Genomic DNA, 18,437 nt, shown 5'->3' with positions numbered 1-18,437 from the left:
CCGTGCCCCGGCTGTCCCACCCGTCACACAAAACGGCAGCCGCGGCACACGCCGTTATGCTGGACGGGTGACTCCTGAAGAACTCTCCTCCGCTATTTCCGCCTGCCTCAAGACCGCCGTCGCCGACGGGGAGTTCGACATCGAGCTCCCGGCGGAAGCGCGCGTCGAGCGGCCGAAGAACCGCGAGCACGGGGACTGGGCCACGAACATCGCCCTGCAGCTGTCCAAGAAGGCCGGCATGAACCCCCGCGAGTTCGCCGGGATCCTTAAAAACCGCCTTGAGGCGATCGACGGCGTCGCCTCGGTGGACATCGCCGGACCGGGCTTTCTCAACATCACCCTCGACGCCGGCGCCGCGGGCGAACTGGCCCGCACCATCGTCGAGGCGGGCACCGCCTACGGGACGAACACCACCCTTGCCGGCCGCAAAATCAACCTCGAGTTCGTCTCGGCCAACCCGACCGGCCCCATCCACATCGGCGGCACCCGCTGGGCGGCAGTGGGTGACGCGCTCGCGCGCATCCTGCAGTCGCAGGGCGCCGACGTCACCCGCGAGTACTACTTCAACGACCACGGGGCGCAGATCGACCGTTTCGCCCGGTCCCTCTACGCCAGCGCCCTGGGCCAGCCGGCGCCCGAGGACGGCTACGGCGGGGACTACATCGTCGACATCGCCAACCGGGTGCTCGCGAAGGACCCCTCGATCCCTTCGCTGGACGAGGCGGACGCGCTCGAACAGTTCCGCGCCATCGGCGTGGACCTCATGTTCGGCGACATCAAGAAGTCACTCCACGAGTTCGGCGTCGACTTCGACGTCTACTTCCACGAGCACTCCCTGTTCGAGAACAACTTCGTCGAGGGCCTGCTCGAACAGCTCAAGGGCTCGGGCAACCTCTTCTTCGAGGACGGCGCCTGGTGGCTGAAGTCCACCGACTTCGGCGACGACCGCGACCGCGTCGTGATCCGCTCCGATGGGACGCCCGCCTACATCGCCGGCGATATCGGCTACATGGTGAACAAGCGCCAGCGCGGGTTCGACCTGAACATCATCATGCTCGGCGCCGACCACCACGGCTACGTGGCCCGGCTGAAGGCCGCGGCCGCGGCGCTGGGCGACGACCCCGACACCATCGAGGTGATGATCGGCCAGCTCGTGAACCTGGTGAAGGACGGCACCCCCGTGCGGATGTCCAAGCGTGCCGGGACCGTCGTCAGCCTCGAGGACCTCGTCGAGGCGGTGGGCGTCGACGCCGCCCGCTACACGCTCGCGCGGTTCTCGGCGGATTCGAACATCGACATCGACCTCGACCTGCTGACCAAGCGCAGCAACGAGAACCCCGTCTTCTACGTCCAGTACGCCCACGCGCGCACCCACGCAGTGGAGCGCAACGCCGTTTCCGCCGGCGTCGACACGAGCAGCTTCGACGCCTCGACCCTGGGCCACCCCACCGAGGGCGAACTCCTCGCAGCCCTCGGACAGTTCCCCGGGGTTGTGGCGCAGGCCGCGGCCTTCCGGGAGCCGCACCGGGTCGCGCGCCACCTCGAGGTCATCGCCGGCACCTACCACCGCTGGTACGACGCCTGCCGGATCGCGCCCATCGGCGGGGAGCCCGTCGAGGAGGTCCACCGCAGCCGGCTCTGGCTGAACAACGCCACCCAGCAGGTGCTCGCGAACGGACTGTCGCTGCTCGGCGTCTCCGCACCGGAAAGGATGTAGGCATGGCGGCCGGATCACCCCTCGCCCCGGACTGGCTCACAGTCCCCGCCGACCCCGCCGCGCTGGAGCGCAAGCTGTGGGCCCGCGACGTGGTGCGCTCCGCCGACGGCGTGCTCGCCGTCGACGGTGTGTCCGTCGAGGAGCTTGCCGCCGAGTTCGGCACCCCGCTGTTCGTGGTCTCGGAGGCGGACTTCCGCGCCCGCGCCGCCGGCTTCCGCGACGCGTTCCGTGCCGCCTTCACCGCCATCGGCGGTGAAGTGGACGTCTACTACGCCGGCAAGTCCTTCCTCTGCTCGGAGATCGCCCACTGGGTGTCCGAAGAGGGGCTGAACCTCGACACCTGCTCCGGCGGTGAGCTCGCGGTCGCCATGCGCGCCGGGCTGCCCGGGGAGCGGCTGGGTCTTCACGGGAACAACAAGTCGGCCGCGGAGATCGGCCGGGCGCTGGACCTGGACCTTGGCCGGATCGTCGTCGACAGCCTCCAGGAGATCGCGATCGTCGGGGACCTGGCCGAGGCCCGCGGGGTGCGCGCCAACGTGCTGCTGCGCCTGACCCCGGGCGTCCACGCCTCCACCCACGAATTTATCGCCACCGCGCACGAGGACCAGAAGTTCGGCCTGTCCCTGGGCCCGGACCCGTTCGATCCCGAGGGCGCCTCCCCGGCCTCCCGCGCCGTCGACGCCGCGCTCGCGCACCCCGGCCTGCGCCTGCTCGGGGTCCACTGCCACATCGGCTCGCAGATCTTCGAGGCCGAAGGCTTCGAACTCGCCGCCCGCCGCCTGCTCGGCTTCCTGGCCGCCGTCCGGGACCGGCACGGCGTCGAACTCCCCGAACTCGACCTCGGCGGCGGCTACGGCATCGCCTACACCGAGGCCGACGTGCCGCGCGGACCGGAGGAGATCGCCGGCGCAATGGCCGCCGTCGTCGGCTCCACCTGCGGGGACCTTGGGCTCGCCGTCCCCCGGATCTCGATCGAGCCTGGGCGGGCGATCGTCGGCCCGTCGACCTTCACCCTCTACACCACCGGCACGACCAAGACGGTCCACGTCGACACCGTCCCGGCAGGGCCCGGGCAGCCGGCCACCGAGCCGCGGCGCTACGTCTCGGTCGACGGCGGGATGAGCGACAACGCCCGGCCCGTGCTCTACGACGCCGACTACTCCGCGGTGCTCGCCTCGCGCGTCTCCGGCGACGACCCGGCGCTGTCCCGCGTCGTCGGCAAGCACTGCGAGAGCGGGGACATCGTGGTGCGCGATGTCTACCTTCCCGGCGACACCGCGGCGGGGGACCTGCTCGCCGTGCCCGGCACCGGTGCCTACTGCTGGGCGCTCTCGAGCAACTACAACTACCTCGGCCGCCCGCCGGTGGTGGCTGTCGCCGGCGGCGCCGCCCGGCTGATCGTCCGCGGCGAGACCGAGGCGGACCTGCTGGCCCGCGACGTCCAGCGCGCCGCCACCCCGACCCCAGGAGCCCGATCCAGCGCATGAATCTCACCGATGCCCCCGCCAAGCCCCTGCGCGTCGCCCTGCTCGGCGCCGGAAACGTCGGCTCCCAGGTTGCCCGCATCCTCCTCGACGACGCCGCGGCACTCGGCTCCCGCGCCGGCGCGCCCCTTGAGCTCATCGGCATCGCCGTGCGCTCGCTCGAGGGCGACCGCGGCCCCGGAATTCCCCCCGCGCTGCTGACCACCGACGCGGAGTCACTCGTCGAGGACGCCGACATCGTCATCGAGCTCATGGGCGGCATCGAACCGGCCCGCACGCTGATCCTGCGGGCCATCGAGCACGGCGCCACCGTGGTCAGCGGCAACAAGGCGCTGTTCGCCCAGGACGGCCCGGCCCTCTACGAGAAGGCCGACGCCGCCGGCGTGCAGCTCTCCTACGAGGCCGCCGTCGCCGGGGCGATCCCGATCCTGAGGCCCATCCGCGACAGCCTCTCGGGGGACCGCATCACCCGGGTCCTCGGAATCGTCAACGGGACCACGAACTACATCCTCGATCAGATGGACACCACCGGGGCACAGTTCGCCGACGCTCTGCGCGCCGCACAGGAGCTCGGCTACGCGGAGGCCGACCCCACCGCCGACGTCGAGGGACACGACGCCGCGGCCAAGGCCGCGATCCTCGCCTCCCTGTCCTTCCACACGCGCTTCGCCCTGGAGAACGTGTACTGCGAGGGCATCACGCAGGTCACCGCCGACGACATCGCCGCGGCCAAGGCCGACGGGTACGTCATCAAGCTGCTCGCCATCGCCGAACTGCTCTCCGACGAGGCCGGAGACCCCGGCGTCAGCGTGCGGGTGCATCCCACGCTCCTGCCCCGGGACCACCCGCTGGCCGCGGTGCACGGAGCGTTCAACGCGGTGTTCGTCGAGGCCGAAAACGCCGGGGAACTGATGTTCTACGGCCAGGGCGCCGGCGGCACCCCCACCGCGTCGGCCGTGCTCGGCGACGTCGTGAGCGCCGCCCGCCGCATGGTGCTCGGCGGCCCGGGCCGCACCGAGACCACCACAGGGCACGTCCCGGCGCTGAGCATCGACACCGTGAGCACCAGTTACTGCATCGGGCTCGACGTCGCCGACCAGCCGGGGGTGCTGGCGCGCATCGCGGCGATCTTCGCCGAGAACGGCGTCTCCATCGAAACCATGAGGCAGAGCATCCACCAGCCGGCCCCCGGCGCCGAGGGGACCGCGGAGCTGCGGATCGTGACCCACCGCGCCACCGAGGCCTCGCTCGCGGCGACCGTCAAGCAGGTCGCCGCGCTGCCCGTTCTCAATTCAGTGACATCCGTTCTTCGAGTAGAGGGAATCTAAGTGGCCCACCAGTGGCGCGGGGTAATCCGCGAATACGCCGACCGACTGCCCGTGACCGAGTCCACCGAGGTCGTCACGCTCGGCGAGGGAGGCACCCCGCTCGTACGGGCCCGTGCCCTCTCGGAGCTCACCGGCTCGGAGGTCTACCTTAAGGTCGAGGGGATGAACCCCACCGGCTCCTTCAAGGACCGCGGCATGACCATGGCGATGACCGCGGCCGTCGCCGCCGGCGCCAAGGCCGTCGTCTGCGCCTCCACCGGCAACACCTCGGCCTCCGCCGCGGCCTACGCCACCCAGGCCGGCATCACCTGCGCCGTCCTGGTGCCCGACGGCAAGATCTCGATGGGCAAGCTCAGCCAGGCCATCGCCCACGGCGCCCAGCTGCTGCAGGTCGACGGCAACTTCGACGACTGCCTCGACGTCGCCCGCAAGCTCGCCGAGGCCTACCCGGTGTTCCTCGTGAATTCGGTGAACCCGGCGCGGCTCGAGGGCCAGAAGACCGCCGCCTTCGAGGTCGTTGACAGCCTCGGCGACGCCCCTGACTACCACCTGCTCCCGGTCGGGAACGCGGGCAACATCAGCGCGTACTGGAAGGGCTACAAGGAATACGCGGCGCCCTACGCCACCGCGGATGGAGAGCTCGCCCCGGTGGCGACGAAGACCCCCGTGATGTGGGGTTTCCAGGCCGAGGGCGCCTCGCCGCTGGTGAAGGGCCACCCCGTCACCGAGCCCGACACCATCGCCACGGCCATCCGGATCGGCAACCCGGCCTCCTGGGACCTCGCCGTCGCCGCGCGCGATGAATCCGGCGGCCTGATCGAGGCCGTCAGCGACGACGAGATCCTCGAGGCGCACCGCTGGCTGTCCTCGCGTGAAGGCGTCTTCGTCGAACCGGCCTCCGCCGCCGGCGTGGCCGGGCTGCTGAAGAAGCACGGCCAGGGCCTCGCCCCGAAGGGCAAGACCATCGTCATCACCGTCACCGGGCACGGGCTGAAGGACCCCCAGTGGGCTCTGCGCACCGCCGACGGCTCCGACGTCGAGCCCACCAAGGTCGAATTCGACGTCGTGAGCGTCGCGGCCGCCCTGGGGCTCGAAGAGACCGCGGGCCGGGCCCATGCCTGAGGACGCCGTGCTCTCGGCCCCCGCACGCCTGGTCGACTCCGGCCAGGCCGTCCGGGTCACCGTGCCGGCGACGAGCGCGAACCTCGGCCCCGGATTCGACAGCCTCGGGCTGGCCCTCGGCCTGTTCGATACGGTGCGCGTACGCACCCTCGATTCCGGCACGACCGCGGTGCTCCCCACGGGGGAGGGCGCCGGAGTCCTGCCCACCGACGGCTCCCACCTCGTGGCCCGCGCCCTGCTCGGAACCCTCGCCAACGCCGGCTGGTCGGCGCCCGGGCTGGAAATTGAGACGGTCAACGTGATCCCCCACGGGCGCGGGCTCGGTTCCTCCGCCGCGGCGATCGTGTCCGGTGTGCTCGCCGCGAACGCGCTGCTGCCCGAGGCCCACCGGCTCGACGACGCGGCGGTGCTTCAGTGGTGCTCAACCCTTGAGGGCCACCCCGACAATGTCGCCCCGGCGCTGCTCGGTTCGCTGGCCATCTCCTGGGAGACCGGCAGGGCCTTCCAGAGCACCCGGGTGGAGGTGCACCCCGACATCATCCCGATCGCCGCCATCCCCGACACCGCCCTTTCCACCGAGAGCGCCCGCGGGCTGCTGCCGACCTCGGTCCCGCACGGGAGCGCCTCGGCGAACGCCGGCCGCGCGGCGCTGCTCGTCCACGCCCTGACCGTGAAGCCGGACCTGCTCCATCCCGGCACCCGCGATGCGCTGCACCAGGAGTACCGCGCCTCGGCCATGCTTCCGAGCGCGGCGCTCATGCAGTCACTGCGGGCGCAGGGATTCGCTTCGGTGATTTCCGGTGCCGGGCCGACCGTCATGACCTTCGCCGTCGGCGAGGAGGAGGCAGCACGGGCACTCGGGGCCGCCCGCACCCTTGCCGCCGCGTCCGACACGCCGGGCGGCTGGCGGATTCTTCGGCTCGATGTTGCGCGGGAAGGTGCTAAAGTGGAAGTGCACCAAAGGTAGGAACCGTACTTACGGTTTTGAAGAGTGCCTCTGTTGAGCCGGCCGTCCTTGTCTTAGACCGCCGAGAAACTGCAGGTTTATCAGCAGTGGCGCAATCTCCGGTGTAGCCTCCGAAATCAGTTGTGCGGCCAGGTCCGACCTGACGCGCAGAATTCCCCAGGCTTCCAGCACATGCGGCGAACCCGTTCATAACGGGTCAGCCGAACTCCTCCTGTCCATCTAGAGCGGCAGCGGGGCTAACCTACGCGGCACACTTCGAAAGTGGCCGCCCGACGAGGGGGAAGGATCCTTCGTGACTGATACCACTGACCTGTTGCCAGGTGTGGATACATCCAGTGCTGAGCCAGTCAGCGCACCAGCTTCAAAGAGCAGCGGACTCGCTGGCCTGAAGCTGGCCCAGCTCCAGGCGCTTGCCGGACAGCTGGGAATCACCGGCGGCTCGCGGATGCGCAAGAGCGACCTGGTTTCCGCAATTTCAGACCACCAGCGCGGTTCCGCCGTCGCCGACCGCCAGCAGGCACCGGCCGTTGAGCGCCAGCAGGCCCCGGCCGCGCGCCAGGACGCCGCCCCCGAGGCCGCCGAAAGCGCCGCCCCGGCCGAGCGCGCGCCGCGCACCCGCAACCGCAACCGCCGGGCCGGAAGCGACGGCGTCGTCACCGCCCAGGGCGCACCCGAGGCCGCTTCCGACACCGCTGTCGAGCCCGCCGCCGAAGCCCCCGCCGAGACCGCAGACCGCGGCAACGGCGACCGCGAAGGCTCGGGACGCAACCAGCGCAACCGGCGTGGACGCCGGGGCGATGACCGCGGCGAGGCCGCGGCCGCCGAGGGCGCCGACGCCGAGGAGACCCGCACCGCCGGCGATTCCGGCAATGGGCAGCAGGGCGAGGGCCGTGACCGCAACGAGCGCCGCAGCCGCAACCGGGGCGAGCGCGACGACGACACCCGCGGTGAGCGCAACGAGAACCGCAACGGCGACACCCGGACCGACACCCGCAGCGACAACCGGTCCGATTCCCGGAACGACAACCGGTCCGACCGCGCCGGGGACAGCCAGGACGAGGGCCGCGGCCGCAACCGCCGCAACCGCACCGGGCGCAACTCCCGCGAGGAGGAGCGCACGAGCAGGTTCCGCGACCGCAACGAGCGCAGCGACCGCCGCCGCGGCCGCAACGCCAACCCGGATGTCGACGACGTCGAGGTCACCGAGGACGACGTGCTGCTGCCCGTCGCCGGCGTGCTCGACATCCTGGAGAACTACGCCTTCGTGCGCACCTCCGGCTACCTGCCCGGCCCGAACGACGTCTATGTCTCCCTGGCCCAGGTCAAGAAGTACAACCTCCGCAAGGGCGACGCCGTGGTCGGTGCCATCCGCGCACCCCGCGACGGCGAGACCCAGGCCAGCACCCGCCAGAAGTTCAACGCCCTGGTGCGGGTGACCTCGGTCAACGCCATCCCGGCCGAGGACCTGCGGGACCGGGTGGAGTTCGCCAAGCTGGTGCCGCTCTACCCGTCCGAGCGGCTGCGCCTGGAGACCGAGCCCAAAAAGATCGGTCCGCGTGTGATCGACCTCGTGGCTCCGATCGGCAAGGGCCAGCGTGGCCTGATCGTCTCCCCGCCCAAGGCCGGCAAGACGCTGATCCTGCAGGCGATCGCCAATGCGATCACCATCAACAACCCCGAGGTCCACCTCATGATGGTCCTCGTCGACGAACGTCCCGAAGAAGTCACGGACATGCAGCGCACGGTGAAGGGCGAGGTCATCGCCTCGACCTTCGACCGTCCCGCCGACGACCACACCACCGTGGCCGAACTCTCCATCGAACGCGCCAAGCGCCTCGTGGAGATGGGCAAGGACGTCGTCGTCCTCCTCGACTCGATGACCCGCCTGGGACGCGCCTACAACCTGGCCGCCCCGGCCTCGGGCCGTATCCTCTCCGGCGGCGTCGACTCGGCGGCGCTGTACCCGCCGAAGCGCTTCTTCGGTGCGGCACGCAACATCGAGAACGGCGGCTCGCTGACCATCCTCGCCACCGCGCTGGTGGAGACCGGGTCCAAGATGGACGAGGTCATCTTCGAGGAGTTCAAGGGCACCGGCAACATGGAGCTCCGCCTGTCGCGCCACCTGGCCGACAAGCGCATCTTCCCGGCCGTTGACGTCAACGCCTCCGGCACCCGGCGCGAGGAGAACCTCCTGTCGCCGGACGAGGTCAAGATCATGTGGAAGCTCCGCCGGGTACTCTCCGGGCTCGAGCAGCAGCAGGCACTCGAGCTGCTGACCAACAAGATCCGGGAGACGCAGTCCAACGTCGAGTTCCTGATGCAGGTCCAGAAGACCACCCTGGGGTCCAAAGACTCGGATTAGCGTCCGTCCAGCCGCCCACGGGCGTGCAGGCCACTTTGGTGGTCGGCACGCCCTGGGCGGCTGTTTCGTTAACGCGGACCCATTTGGTATCAAACCGGCACGACATCGAACCGGCACGACATCGAGGCCGCGGAATCGGCATCCACCGCGTCGAGGCCGCAGCGGCTACCGGCCCTGCCGGCGTTCCGCTGCGACTGCGTCCCTGAGTAATCACTAGACTGGCTTGCACGAGCCGAAAGAGGTAGCACCAATGTTTGAGTCCATCCAGGGCCTGCTCGACGAGCACGCGGAACTGCAGCTTCAGCTGTCCGACCCCGCCGTCCATGCCGACCAGTCGCTGGCACGGAAGCTCGGACGCCGGTACGCCGAGCTCGGCCGCATCGTCGACGCGCACAACCGCTGGAGCACCCTCGAGGACGACCTCGAGGCGGCCCGCGAGATGGCGGGGGAGGATCCCGAACTGGCCGCCGAGGTGCCCGTGCTCGAGGAGCAGCTCGCGGCAGCGCAGGAACGCCTGCGCCGCCTGCTGATCCCCCGGGACCCCAACGACAGCCGCAACGTCATCATCGAGGTCAAGGGCGGCGAGGGCGGCGACGAGGCGGCCCTGTTCGCCGGCGACCTGCTGCGCATGTACGTGCGGTACGCCGAATCCCGCGGCTGGAAGACCGAGCTCATCTCCGCCACCGAGTCCGACCTCGGCGGCTACAAAGATGTGCAGATGGCCATCAAGGGCAGCTCCAACGACCCCGCCGAGGGCGTGTACGCCCGCCTGAAGTTCGAAGGCGGCGTCCACCGCGTCCAGCGGGTTCCGGTCACCGAGTCCCAGGGCCGCATCCACACCTCCGCCGCCGGCGTCCTCGTCCTGCCCGAGGTCGACGAGCCCGAAGAGGTCGAGATCAGCCAGAACGACCTGAAGATCGACGTCTACCGCTCCTCCGGTCCGGGCGGCCAGTCGGTCAACACCACCGACTCCGCGGTGCGCATCACCCACCTTCCCACCGGGATCGTGGTGGCCATGCAGAACGAGAAGTCCCAGCTGCAGAACCGCGAGGCGGCCATGCGCGTGCTTCGCTCGCGCATCCTCGCGCACGAGCAGGAGAAGATCGACGCGGCGAACTCCGACATCCGCAAGTCGCAGATCCGCACCATGGACCGCTCCGAGCGCATCCGCACCTACAACTACCCCGAGAACCGGATCGCCGACCACCGCACCGGGTACAAGGCCTACAACCTCGACGCCGTCATGAACGGCGACCTCGAGCCGGTGGTGCAGTCCGCCATCGAGATGGACGAGCAGGCCCGCCTCGACGCCATCGGCACGGACGACTGACTCGGTGCATCCCGACACGCCGCTGAACGACGGGCTGCGCGCCGCCGCGGCGACGCTGGCCGCGGCTGGGGTGCCCAGCCCCCGCGTCGACGCCGAGCTGCTGGCGGCGCACCTCCTGGGTGTGGGCGTCGGACGGGTCCGCGCCCTCGCGCTGACCGGCGCGACGGTCCCCGCAGGCTTCGCCGAGCTCGTCGCCGAACGGGCCCAGCGGATCCCGCTGCAGCACCTCACCGGGACGGCCTACTTCCGGCACGTCGAACTGGCCGTGGGGCCCGGGGTGTTTATCCCGCGGCCCGAGACGGAGTCGGTGGTGCAGTTGGTGGTCGACCATGCCGCAGCCCTCTCCGCCTCAACGGTCCGCACCGATGGGGACGCGGCGGGGGAGCGGCCGGCCCTGAAGATCGTCGACCTGGGAACGGGGTCCGGCGCCATCGCTGCCGCCGTCGCCGACGAGGTCCCCGGTGCGCAGGTCCATGCCGTCGAACTCAGCGAACTCGCCGCCGCCTGGGCAGAGGTCAACCTCCGCCCGCGCGGAGTGAGGCTCGTTCGAGGCGACCTCGCGACGGCGCTTCCCGAGCACGACGGCAGCTTCGACATCGTCGTGTCGAACCCGCCCTATATTCCCGCGGCCGCCATTCCCCATGAACCCGAGGTGGCCCTCCACGATCCGCCCGAGGCCCTGTACGGCGGGGGAGAGGACGGCATGGTGCTCCCCACGGCGGCGGCGGCCTCGGCGGCGCGGCTGCTGAAGCCCGGCGGCTTCTTCGTGATGGAGCACGCCGAAGTGCAGGCCGAAGCCATCGCGGCGATGCTCCGGCGGGCCGGCACCTTCTCGGACGTCACCACCCACCTCGACCTCAACGGCAGGCAGCGGGCCACCAGCGGCGTGCTCGCTCCGCCCGGACGAACAATCCACCCCGCCCGACCCGCCGGCACCTCCGCGGCGGCGGGCCTCCCCGACCCAAGGACGAATGCATGACCAACGTAGCCGTAGCGGCCGTCACCTTTGACCGCCACGAGGAACTCGGGCTGCTGCTCAAGGGCCTCGCCCAGCAGAGCGTTCCCGTTTCCTCGGTCGCCCTCGTCGATTCGGGCACCCGCCCGGCGGCCGACGTCGTTGCGGCGGCGGACGGCAACATCAACTACCTCCGCTCGGAGGCCAACCTGGGCGGGGCCGGGGGGTTCGCCTACGCCATCCTCGCCGCGCTGGCCAGCGGCGCCGACTGGATCTGGCTGATGGACGACGACGGGCATCCCGAGGACGCCCGCTGCCTCGAGGTCCTCCTGGCCGCGGCCGAGGAACACGGCCTGGACATCATCAGCCCGCTCGTCGTCGCCACCGAGGATCCGAACCGGCTCTCGTTCAACTTCCGCATCAACGGTTTGCTGACCAACGACCGCACCCGGCTCGAACCGCTCGGGTACCTGCCGGACATGCTTCACTTCTTCAACGGGGCGCTGATCCGCCGTGAGGTCTTCCACACCGTGGGTTTGCCGGACCTGAAGTTCTTCATCCGCGGCGACGAGGTGGACTTCCTCGCGAAGGTCAAGAAGGCCGGCCTGAAGTACGGGACGGCGGCGACCACCGCGGTGCGCCACCCCGCCTCCTGGGCCGAGATGAAGCCCATCTTCCGCGGTTTCATCACCCCGGTCATCCCCGAGGGCGACTTCAAGCGGTACTGCTACTTCCGCAACCGCGGCTACCTCACCCGCCGCTACCGCAACCTGCGCTGGTTCGCCGCGGACATCGTCGGCTTCCCGTACTACTTCCTCTCGGTCCGGGACGGCGGAGGCCTGGTGCGCTGGGCCCGGGCCTATTCGGCCGGCTTCCGCGGCAGGGGGTTCGGGGCGCCGGAGGACCTGATGAAAAGCACGGCCCGCTGAGGCCTTGAACCACCCGTCGGCGGGCCGGTGCGCCCGCCGGCCCGCCCCAGTTCAAGCCCGCGCCGGTAACGACCCGCGCAGTGAAAGAATGGTCCCGTGACAACTACCTACGACTGCACCGATTCCGGCCAGCGCGGCGAGGGACTCGCCGCCGCCCAGCGGGCCCTTGCCTCCCAGCAATGCGTGGTCCTGCCGACGGACACGGTGTACGGAATCGCCGCCGACGCCTTTTCGCCCCGTGCCGTTGCCGCCCTGCTCGCCGCGAAGGGGCGCGGACGCAACATGCCGCCCCCGGTGCTGATTCCCCGGCCGCAGACGATGGAGGGACTCGCCACCGGAATCCACCCCGATGCCCGCGCCCTCGCCGAGGCGTTCTGGCCCGGCGGGCTGACGCTCATCTTCCACGCCCAGCCCTCGCTCACCTGGGACCTCGGGGAAACCTTCGGCACCGTGGCCCTGCGGATGCCCGACGACCGGGTGGCGCTTGACCTCTTGACGCTCACCGGTCCGCTCGCCGTCTCCTCGGCCAACCGCACCGGACAGCCCGCCGCGCGGACCGCGGCCGAGGCCCTCGAGCAGCTCGACGGTGCGGTGGCCGTCTATCTCGAGGACGGCCCGCGTGCGCCGGACGCCGTGGGCTCAACCATTGTCGACGCCACCGCCGGGGTGCTGCGGGTCGTCCGCCAGGGCACGCTGTCCCTTGAGCGGCTGCGCGAGGTGGTGCCCTCGATCGTGGGGGCCGACGGGCAGGCACCGGATCCGGCCGGCGGAGCTACCCCCGGTTCGGGAGCGCACGCCGCAGGAGCAGACGTACCCGCTGCGGGAGCAAACGCGCACGCCAGGGAAGCAGGCGCGCAGACCGGGGAAGCAGGCGCGCAGACCGGGGGAGCAGCTCCGGACGGCGCGTCGGGCGGGGAGCCCGGCCGGGGCCCGGTCCAGCACCAGCCGGACCGGGGCTGATCAGCTCAGCGGGCGGCCCCGGTCAGCGGGGGCATCGGCTGCCAGGCCGGGTCCCGGCGGATCCGCCGCCCTTCCCGCCAGCCGCGCGCCAGGGCGGGAAGTCCGCTGACCGAGCGTTCGACGGCCACCAGGCGCAGCACTTCCTTGCCCGCCGTGAGCAGGGTGCCGAGGGCGAAACCCGCAGGGGCATACCGCCCCCGGGTGCGCAGGTACTGGGCGACCAGGCCGCGGTTGCGCATCGAGTAGAACCTGCTGAGGTCGCTTGAGTCGTTGAGGTGCCGGATTCCGAGGTTGATCTGGCGCTGCGGGCGCGCTTTGGAGAGCACGTACGCGTCGACGTAGGCCACCTCATGGGTCTGGGAGATGAGCCACCCGTAGGTCGAATCGTCACCGCCGAGGAAGAACCGGGCGTCGGGCAGCCCCACCTCGCGGACAACGCTTGAGTGCACAAGCATCCCCTCAAAGCAGCCGACGTTCGTGCGGAAGACGGGGGAGTCCCGGAAGACATCGCCGGGCACCGGCAGGTGGATCCCGAGGAAGTCGACGAACCGGTGCTGCCAGAAGAACGGCCGCCCGGCGGCGTCCCAGCGGCGGCCGTGGAGGCACTTGTACTGCTCGGTGAACGGTGCGAGGGCCGCCAGGGCGCCGGGCACCGCGGTGACGTCGTCGTCCATGATCCACAGCCAGTCCGCGCCCTCGGCCAGTGCCCGCTCCATACCGGCCGCGAACCCGCCGGCGCCGCCGGTGTTGGTGGGGAGCCGGTGGTGAAGCACCGGGAAGGGTGCCTGCGCCGCCGCCTCGGCGATGATCCCGGGCGTGTCGTCGGTGCTGGCGTTGTCGACGACGACCACCGCGGTGGGCGCGGGACCAAGCGCCCGGACCGAGTCCAGCAGGCCTTTGAGGTAGCCCGAGCGGTTGTAGGTGGTGATCACGAGCATCAGGTTCTGCCCCTGCAGCGCACCGGGTGCAGCGGCGGCCTCGATGTCGTTCAAGCTGTTCCTTCCGGACCCGCGGCGCGCGCCCGGCAAGGGGCGTGCGGAGGTTGTGCGGCTAGTATTCTCGGGTAGAACGAGTCTATTACACCGCCACAGGCCGCCGGCCGGGCCTGCCGATGCGGGAGCGCGTCGGCGCTGAACCTTCTGCACGACGTTGATTAGGAACCATGAGACGAACCGACGGCACCAGCGAATCCAGGGGTTCGGGCACCGAGCCCGGACGGCCGAGGACAGACAAGCCCGCGCTCTGGCTCTGGTCCCAGTACCTGCTCGACGCCGCCGCCTGGGTTGTCGCGATCCTCCTCGCGCTGGTCCTGCGGTACGAACTGATCGTCAACGACATCAATGCCGAGGGGGTCGTGGTCTTCTGCACCGCCGCGGTCGTGGCGCAGCTCTTCGTGGGCCTCAGCTTCGCCCTGTACCGCGGGCGCTACAGTTTCGGCAGCTTCCACGAGGCGAAACTGCTGGTGATCGTCACGGTCATTGTGTCGGTGCTGCTGGTGCTCATCAGCGTCGCCTTCTTCACGGTCATCGAGATCCCCCGCAGCATCGGCATCATCGCCTTCCCGTTCGCATGCATCTTCCTTGCCTCGACGCGCTACCTCAAGCGCATGTACGTCGAAAGCAAGGCCCGGCCCGGGGAAAATGCCCAGCGCACCCTGATCTACGGTGCCGGGTTCCTCGGCAACTCGCTGGTCTCGCGCATGATGCAGGACCCCGAGTCGCCCTACTTCCCGGTCGGACTGATCGACGACGACCCCGCCAAGAAGCACCTGCGGCTTGCCACGGTGCCCGTGCTCGGCCGGCTCGAAGACCTCCCCGAGGTGGTGGCCCGCACCCGGCCCTCGGTGCTGGTGATCGCCTTCTCCGACGTCGAGGCCGCCACGGTGCGCCGGGTCTCGGACCTGGTCGCCGGGCTGAACATCAAGGTGCTCGTGCTGCCGCCGCTGCGCGAGATGCTCGACGCCGGCTCCGGGCTTTCGGATTTCCGCGAGGTGGCCGTCGAGGACCTCATCGGACGCCGCCCGGTGGACATCCACGCCGACGAGGTCTCCGGCTACATCACCGGCCGGCGGGTGCTCGTCACCGGCGCCGGCGGCTCGATCGGCTCCGAGCTGTGCCGCCAGCTGGCCGGCTTCCACCCCGCCGAGCTGATCATGCTCGACCGCGACGAGACGGGCCTGCAGACCACCCAGATCTCCCTGACGGGCCGGGGGCTGCTCACCGGGCGGGACACGGTGCTCGCGGACATCCGGGATGCCGACACGCTGCTCAATATCTTCGAGGACCGCCGCCCCGAGGTCGTCTTCCACGCCGCGGCGCTCAAGCACGTCTCGCTGCTCGAGCAGTACCCCGAGGAGGCCTGGAAGACGAACGTGCAGGGCACGGTGAACGTGCTGCGCGCCGCCGCCGCGGCGGGCGTCACCAACTTCGTCAATATCTCCACCGATAAGGCCGCCGACCCCACCTCGGTCCTTGGCCACTCCAAGCGCGTGGCCGAGAAGGTCACTGCCTGGCACGCGGCGAGCACCGGGCAGAAATACGTCTCGGTGCGTTTCGGCAATGTGATCGGCAGCCGGGGTTCGATGCTTCCCCTGTTCACCGAGCAGATCCGCAGCGGCGGGCCCGTCACCGTCACCGACCCTGAGGTCACCCGGTTCTTCATGACGATCCCCGAGGCCTGCCAGCTCGTGGTGCAGGCCGGAGCGATCGGCCGCGGCGGCGAGGTGCTCATCCTCGACATGGGGGAGCCGGTGAAGATCCTCGACGTCGCCCAGCGCATGATCGCCATGTCCGGCAAGGAGGTTCCGATCGTCTTCACCGGTCTGCGGCCCGGGGAGAAGCTGCACGAGGACCTCGTCGGAGTCGACGAGAACGACTCGCGCCCGCTGCACCCGAAAATCTCGCACACCCCGGTCGCCCCGCTGGACCCGGCCCGGCTCGACCTTCAGGAGTGGAAGAGCCGCGGCTCCTTCACCGCGGTGGCGCAGGCGGGCTTCCCGAAGACCCCCGAGGGCAGGGCGCTGTCGTGAGCCTTGCGTTCGTCCTTGTCGCCGGCGCGGCCTTCGCCGTCAGTGCCGTTCTTCCCTTCGCCGTGAAGCCCCTTCTGGGGCGGCTGGGGGTCCTCGACGTTCCCAACGACCGCTCCTCGCACACCACCGTGGTCATCCGTGGGATGGGTATCGCCGTCGCCGGCGGAATCACCGTGGGCCTGGTGCTGGCCCTGCTCACCGGGCTCGTCGCGGTCGACCGGTCGCTGCTCCTGATCATCCTGGCCATGCTCGGCGCGGCCTCCGTGCTGGGCTGGATCGAGGACCTGCGCGGGGTCTCGATCCGCAGCCGCGCCGGCCTTCAGCTGCTCATCGGCGCGCTTGGAACGGCGGCCCTGGCCGCCGCCATCGGCCAGAGCTACTGGTGGGTGCCCGTCGGCGCCGTGGCCGTGGCCGCCTATATCAATGCGGCCAACTTCATGGACGGCATCAACGGCATCTCAGGCATGCACGGGGCCGTCGTCGGCATCTTCTACGCCATCGGGGGAGTCCTGAGCGGCCAGCAGTGGCTCACCGTGACCGGTGTCGTCATCGCCATGGCGTTTCTCGCCTTCCTGCCGTGGAACCTCGGCCGCGGCTTCGTCTTCCTTGGCGACGTCGGAAGCTACCTGCTCGGCGCCTCGATCGCGGCAACGGCCGTCACCGGGCTGCTCGCCGGGGTGTACCTCGAGTACCTGCTCTCCCCGGTCCTCATCTACCTCGCCGATACCTTCACCACGTTCCTGCGCCGGGCCCGCCGCGGGGAGCGCCTCTACGCCTCCCACCGCTCCCATGTGTACCAGCGGCTGACCGACACGGGCCTGAGCCACGTCCAGGTGGCCCTGCTGGTCACGCTCTGCTCGGCGCTGACCGGTGCCGCGGGATTCGCAGTCGCCACCGCCCAGGCGCCGGTGGCCGTTGCCGGCTCCCTGTTCGCCGCGGCCGTGGTCGCCCTCTACGTCAACTCCCCGCGGATGTTCGCCGCCCGCGCGGCCCGCCGCGTGCGCCGCACCGCCTAGGTCCGGGGCCGGCCCCGCGCGCAGCCGGTGATTTCTATCTGCTGTAGAATAGAAAGGCCTGCGGGAGCGCCGGCCGCTGCCCCGGCTGCGGTCACGGTGCCCGCGGACCCACTCCACCCCTCCACGGACGGAATGCATTGAGTACATCGGACGCCCCGGGTGTCAACGGGAGCCCGGCACCGCCCGGTGTCTCCGGCCCCACGGCCTCTCCGTGGCTGGACATCCTGAAGAAGTGCCTGCTCGCCACCGGCGCCGCCGCACTCCTGCTGTCCGCCGCGGCCGGCCTGTTTGCCGGCGGCGGGGGAGCGCTCAGCGCCGCCTTCGGCTACGCCGTCGTCGCCCTGTTCTTCGGTATCAGCCTCCTCATCGGCCACTTCGCGGGCAAGACGAACCCCTCGGGGGCCCTCGGGCTCTTCGCCGTGACCTACGCGATCAAGGTCGTGGGCTTCGCCGCGGTCCTGTTCCTGCTGGGCACCCCGCCGTGGCTCGAGAGCACCTGGTTCTTCAGCGCTGCCGTCGGCACCGTCGTCCTCTGGCAGGTCGTCGAGGTCGTCGTCTTCTCGAAGGCGCGCCACCAGCTCTACAACGACGATTTGGAGGCCGGCAGTGAGCCGTAAACCAGGGCCCGCAGCGGGCCGAGGGCAGGACGATCGGGGCCGGTACGGCGAGGGCGGTTACAACGCTGGAATCGCCGTGTTCAGCTACATCGCTGGCGGGATCCTGGTCTGGAGTTTGATAGGGTGGGGGCTGGATAATCTTCTGGGAACACGTTGGATAGTGCTCGCAGGGGCTCTCTTGGGTGCCGGGGGCGGTTTCTACCTCTCCCACATGCACAACCTCACCCGATCGCAACTCTCTGATTCCGGCAGCGCGCCGCAGGGCCGCCCCGAGCCTCCAGAGAACAGCCCGAAGTGATGCCTAAAAACTTAATCAGCCGGAGCAGTGTCGCTGTCACCGGTGGAATCATGCCCAACGATGGACACTGCAGAGAGGAAACGCGTTGATCGCGCTTGCGCTCCCGGCCGAAACAACCGATGAGGGTTTCGTAGCCCCCACGATTGAAGACACCCACTATCCGGACATCCTCCCCTGGGGCGGTGAATACGGCGTCTGGTTCGAAGGTGGCTTCGGCAAGCAGATGCTCCTTGTCATCTTCTCCGTCATCCTGATCGCCTCCTTCTTCATGGCCGCTTCGCGCCGCCGCCAGATGGTTCCGGGCAAGCTGCAGTTCCTCGGGGA

The 18,437-nt window shown here is 70.1% G+C and carries 15 protein-coding genes and 1 pseudogene; 15 read left to right on the top strand and 1 reads right to left on the bottom strand.

All coding sequences use genetic code 11. The features are described 5' to 3' along the window. The first annotated feature begins 67 nt into the window (after nt 1-67). From argS to QZX79_RS14775, 10 genes are all read left to right on the top strand, one after another. A complete protein-coding gene (gene argS, locus QZX79_RS14820) occupies nt 68-1,717 on the top strand; it encodes an arginine--tRNA ligase (protein WP_294569375.1) in 1,650 nt (549 codons plus the stop codon). A 2-nt stretch (nt 1,718-1,719) separates the two neighbouring features. Further along, complete coding sequence (lysA, locus tag QZX79_RS14815; RefSeq protein WP_294569374.1) at nt 1,720-3,204, top strand: diaminopimelate decarboxylase; 1,485 nt, start codon at nt 1,720-1,722, stop codon at nt 3,202-3,204. Next, a complete protein-coding gene (locus QZX79_RS14810; protein ID WP_294569373.1) occupies nt 3,201-4,529 on the top strand; it encodes a homoserine dehydrogenase in 1,329 nt (442 codons plus the stop codon). The genes lysA and QZX79_RS14810 overlap by 4 nt, the downstream gene beginning before the upstream one ends. Then, on the top strand, nt 4,530-5,651 hold the full coding sequence (gene thrC, locus QZX79_RS14805; RefSeq protein WP_294569370.1) for a threonine synthase: 1,122 nt from the start codon (nt 4,530-4,532) through the stop codon (nt 5,649-5,651). Next, entirely contained in the window at nt 5,644-6,618 is a 975-nt protein-coding gene (gene thrB / locus QZX79_RS14800; RefSeq protein ID WP_294569368.1) for a homoserine kinase, read from the top strand. The genes thrC and thrB overlap by 8 nt, the downstream gene beginning before the upstream one ends. A 292-nt stretch (nt 6,619-6,910) precedes the next feature. Continuing rightward, nucleotides 6,911-8,980, top strand: coding sequence for a transcription termination factor Rho (gene rho / locus QZX79_RS14795; RefSeq protein ID WP_294569366.1), 2,070 nt, complete (start codon nt 6,911-6,913; stop codon nt 8,978-8,980). 250 nt (nt 8,981-9,230) lie between these two features. Then, complete coding sequence (prfA, locus tag QZX79_RS14790; protein WP_120165192.1) at nt 9,231-10,310, top strand: peptide chain release factor 1; 1,080 nt, start codon at nt 9,231-9,233, stop codon at nt 10,308-10,310. Nucleotides 10,311-10,314: 4 nt separating this feature from the next. After that, a complete protein-coding gene (gene prmC / locus QZX79_RS14785; protein ID WP_294569363.1) occupies nt 10,315-11,289 on the top strand; it encodes a peptide chain release factor N(5)-glutamine methyltransferase in 975 nt (324 codons plus the stop codon). Continuing rightward, complete coding sequence (locus QZX79_RS14780) at nt 11,286-12,194, top strand: glycosyltransferase (protein WP_294569361.1); 909 nt, start codon at nt 11,286-11,288, stop codon at nt 12,192-12,194. Before prmC ends, QZX79_RS14780 begins: the two co-directional genes overlap by 4 nt. A gap of 96 nt (nt 12,195-12,290) precedes the next feature. Further along, entirely contained in the window at nt 12,291-13,154 is an 864-nt protein-coding gene (locus QZX79_RS14775; protein WP_294569360.1) for an L-threonylcarbamoyladenylate synthase, read from the top strand. Between the two features lie 5 nt (nt 13,155-13,159). Here QZX79_RS14775 and QZX79_RS14770 read toward each other — a convergent pair whose 3' ends face one another. Continuing rightward, on the bottom strand, nt 13,160-14,146 hold the full coding sequence (locus tag QZX79_RS14770) for a glycosyltransferase (protein WP_294569358.1): 987 nt from the start codon (nt 14,144-14,146) through the stop codon (nt 13,160-13,162). A gap of 170 nt (nt 14,147-14,316) precedes the next feature. Here QZX79_RS14770 and QZX79_RS14765 point away from each other — a divergent pair, with 170 nt between their 5' ends. From QZX79_RS14765 to QZX79_RS14745, 5 genes and pseudogenes are all read left to right on the top strand, one after another. Then, on the top strand, nt 14,317-16,182 hold the full coding sequence (locus QZX79_RS14765) for a nucleoside-diphosphate sugar epimerase/dehydratase (RefSeq protein WP_294569356.1): 1,866 nt from the start codon (nt 14,317-14,319) through the stop codon (nt 16,180-16,182). Continuing rightward, nucleotides 16,179-17,198: a glycosyltransferase family 4 protein gene (locus QZX79_RS14760; protein ID WP_294569354.1), complete on the top strand. Its 1,020-nt coding sequence runs from the start codon at nt 16,179-16,181 to the stop codon at nt 17,196-17,198. Before QZX79_RS14765 ends, QZX79_RS14760 begins: the two co-directional genes overlap by 4 nt. Before the next feature lie 137 nt (nt 17,199-17,335). Next, nucleotides 17,336-17,815 carry a hypothetical protein gene (locus QZX79_RS14755; RefSeq protein ID WP_120165198.1) on the top strand — a complete coding sequence of 160 codons (480 nt, stop codon included), beginning with the start codon at nt 17,336-17,338 and terminating at the stop codon, nt 17,813-17,815. After that, a complete protein-coding gene (locus QZX79_RS14750; RefSeq protein WP_294569351.1) occupies nt 17,805-18,113 on the top strand; it encodes a hypothetical protein in 309 nt (102 codons plus the stop codon). Before QZX79_RS14755 ends, QZX79_RS14750 begins: the two co-directional genes overlap by 11 nt. A gap of 85 nt (nt 18,114-18,198) precedes the next feature. Next, nucleotides 18,199-18,437, top strand: a pseudogene (locus QZX79_RS14745) (F0F1 ATP synthase subunit A); the annotation flags it as partial.

This window comes from uncultured Arthrobacter sp. (genome assembly GCF_902805515.1).
In the GTDB taxonomy this organism is placed as follows: domain Bacteria; phylum Actinomycetota; class Actinomycetes; order Actinomycetales; family Micrococcaceae; genus Arthrobacter_D.
Note: the sequence above shows the minus strand (reverse complement) of the source record. Positions and strands in the feature narration are given on the sequence as shown.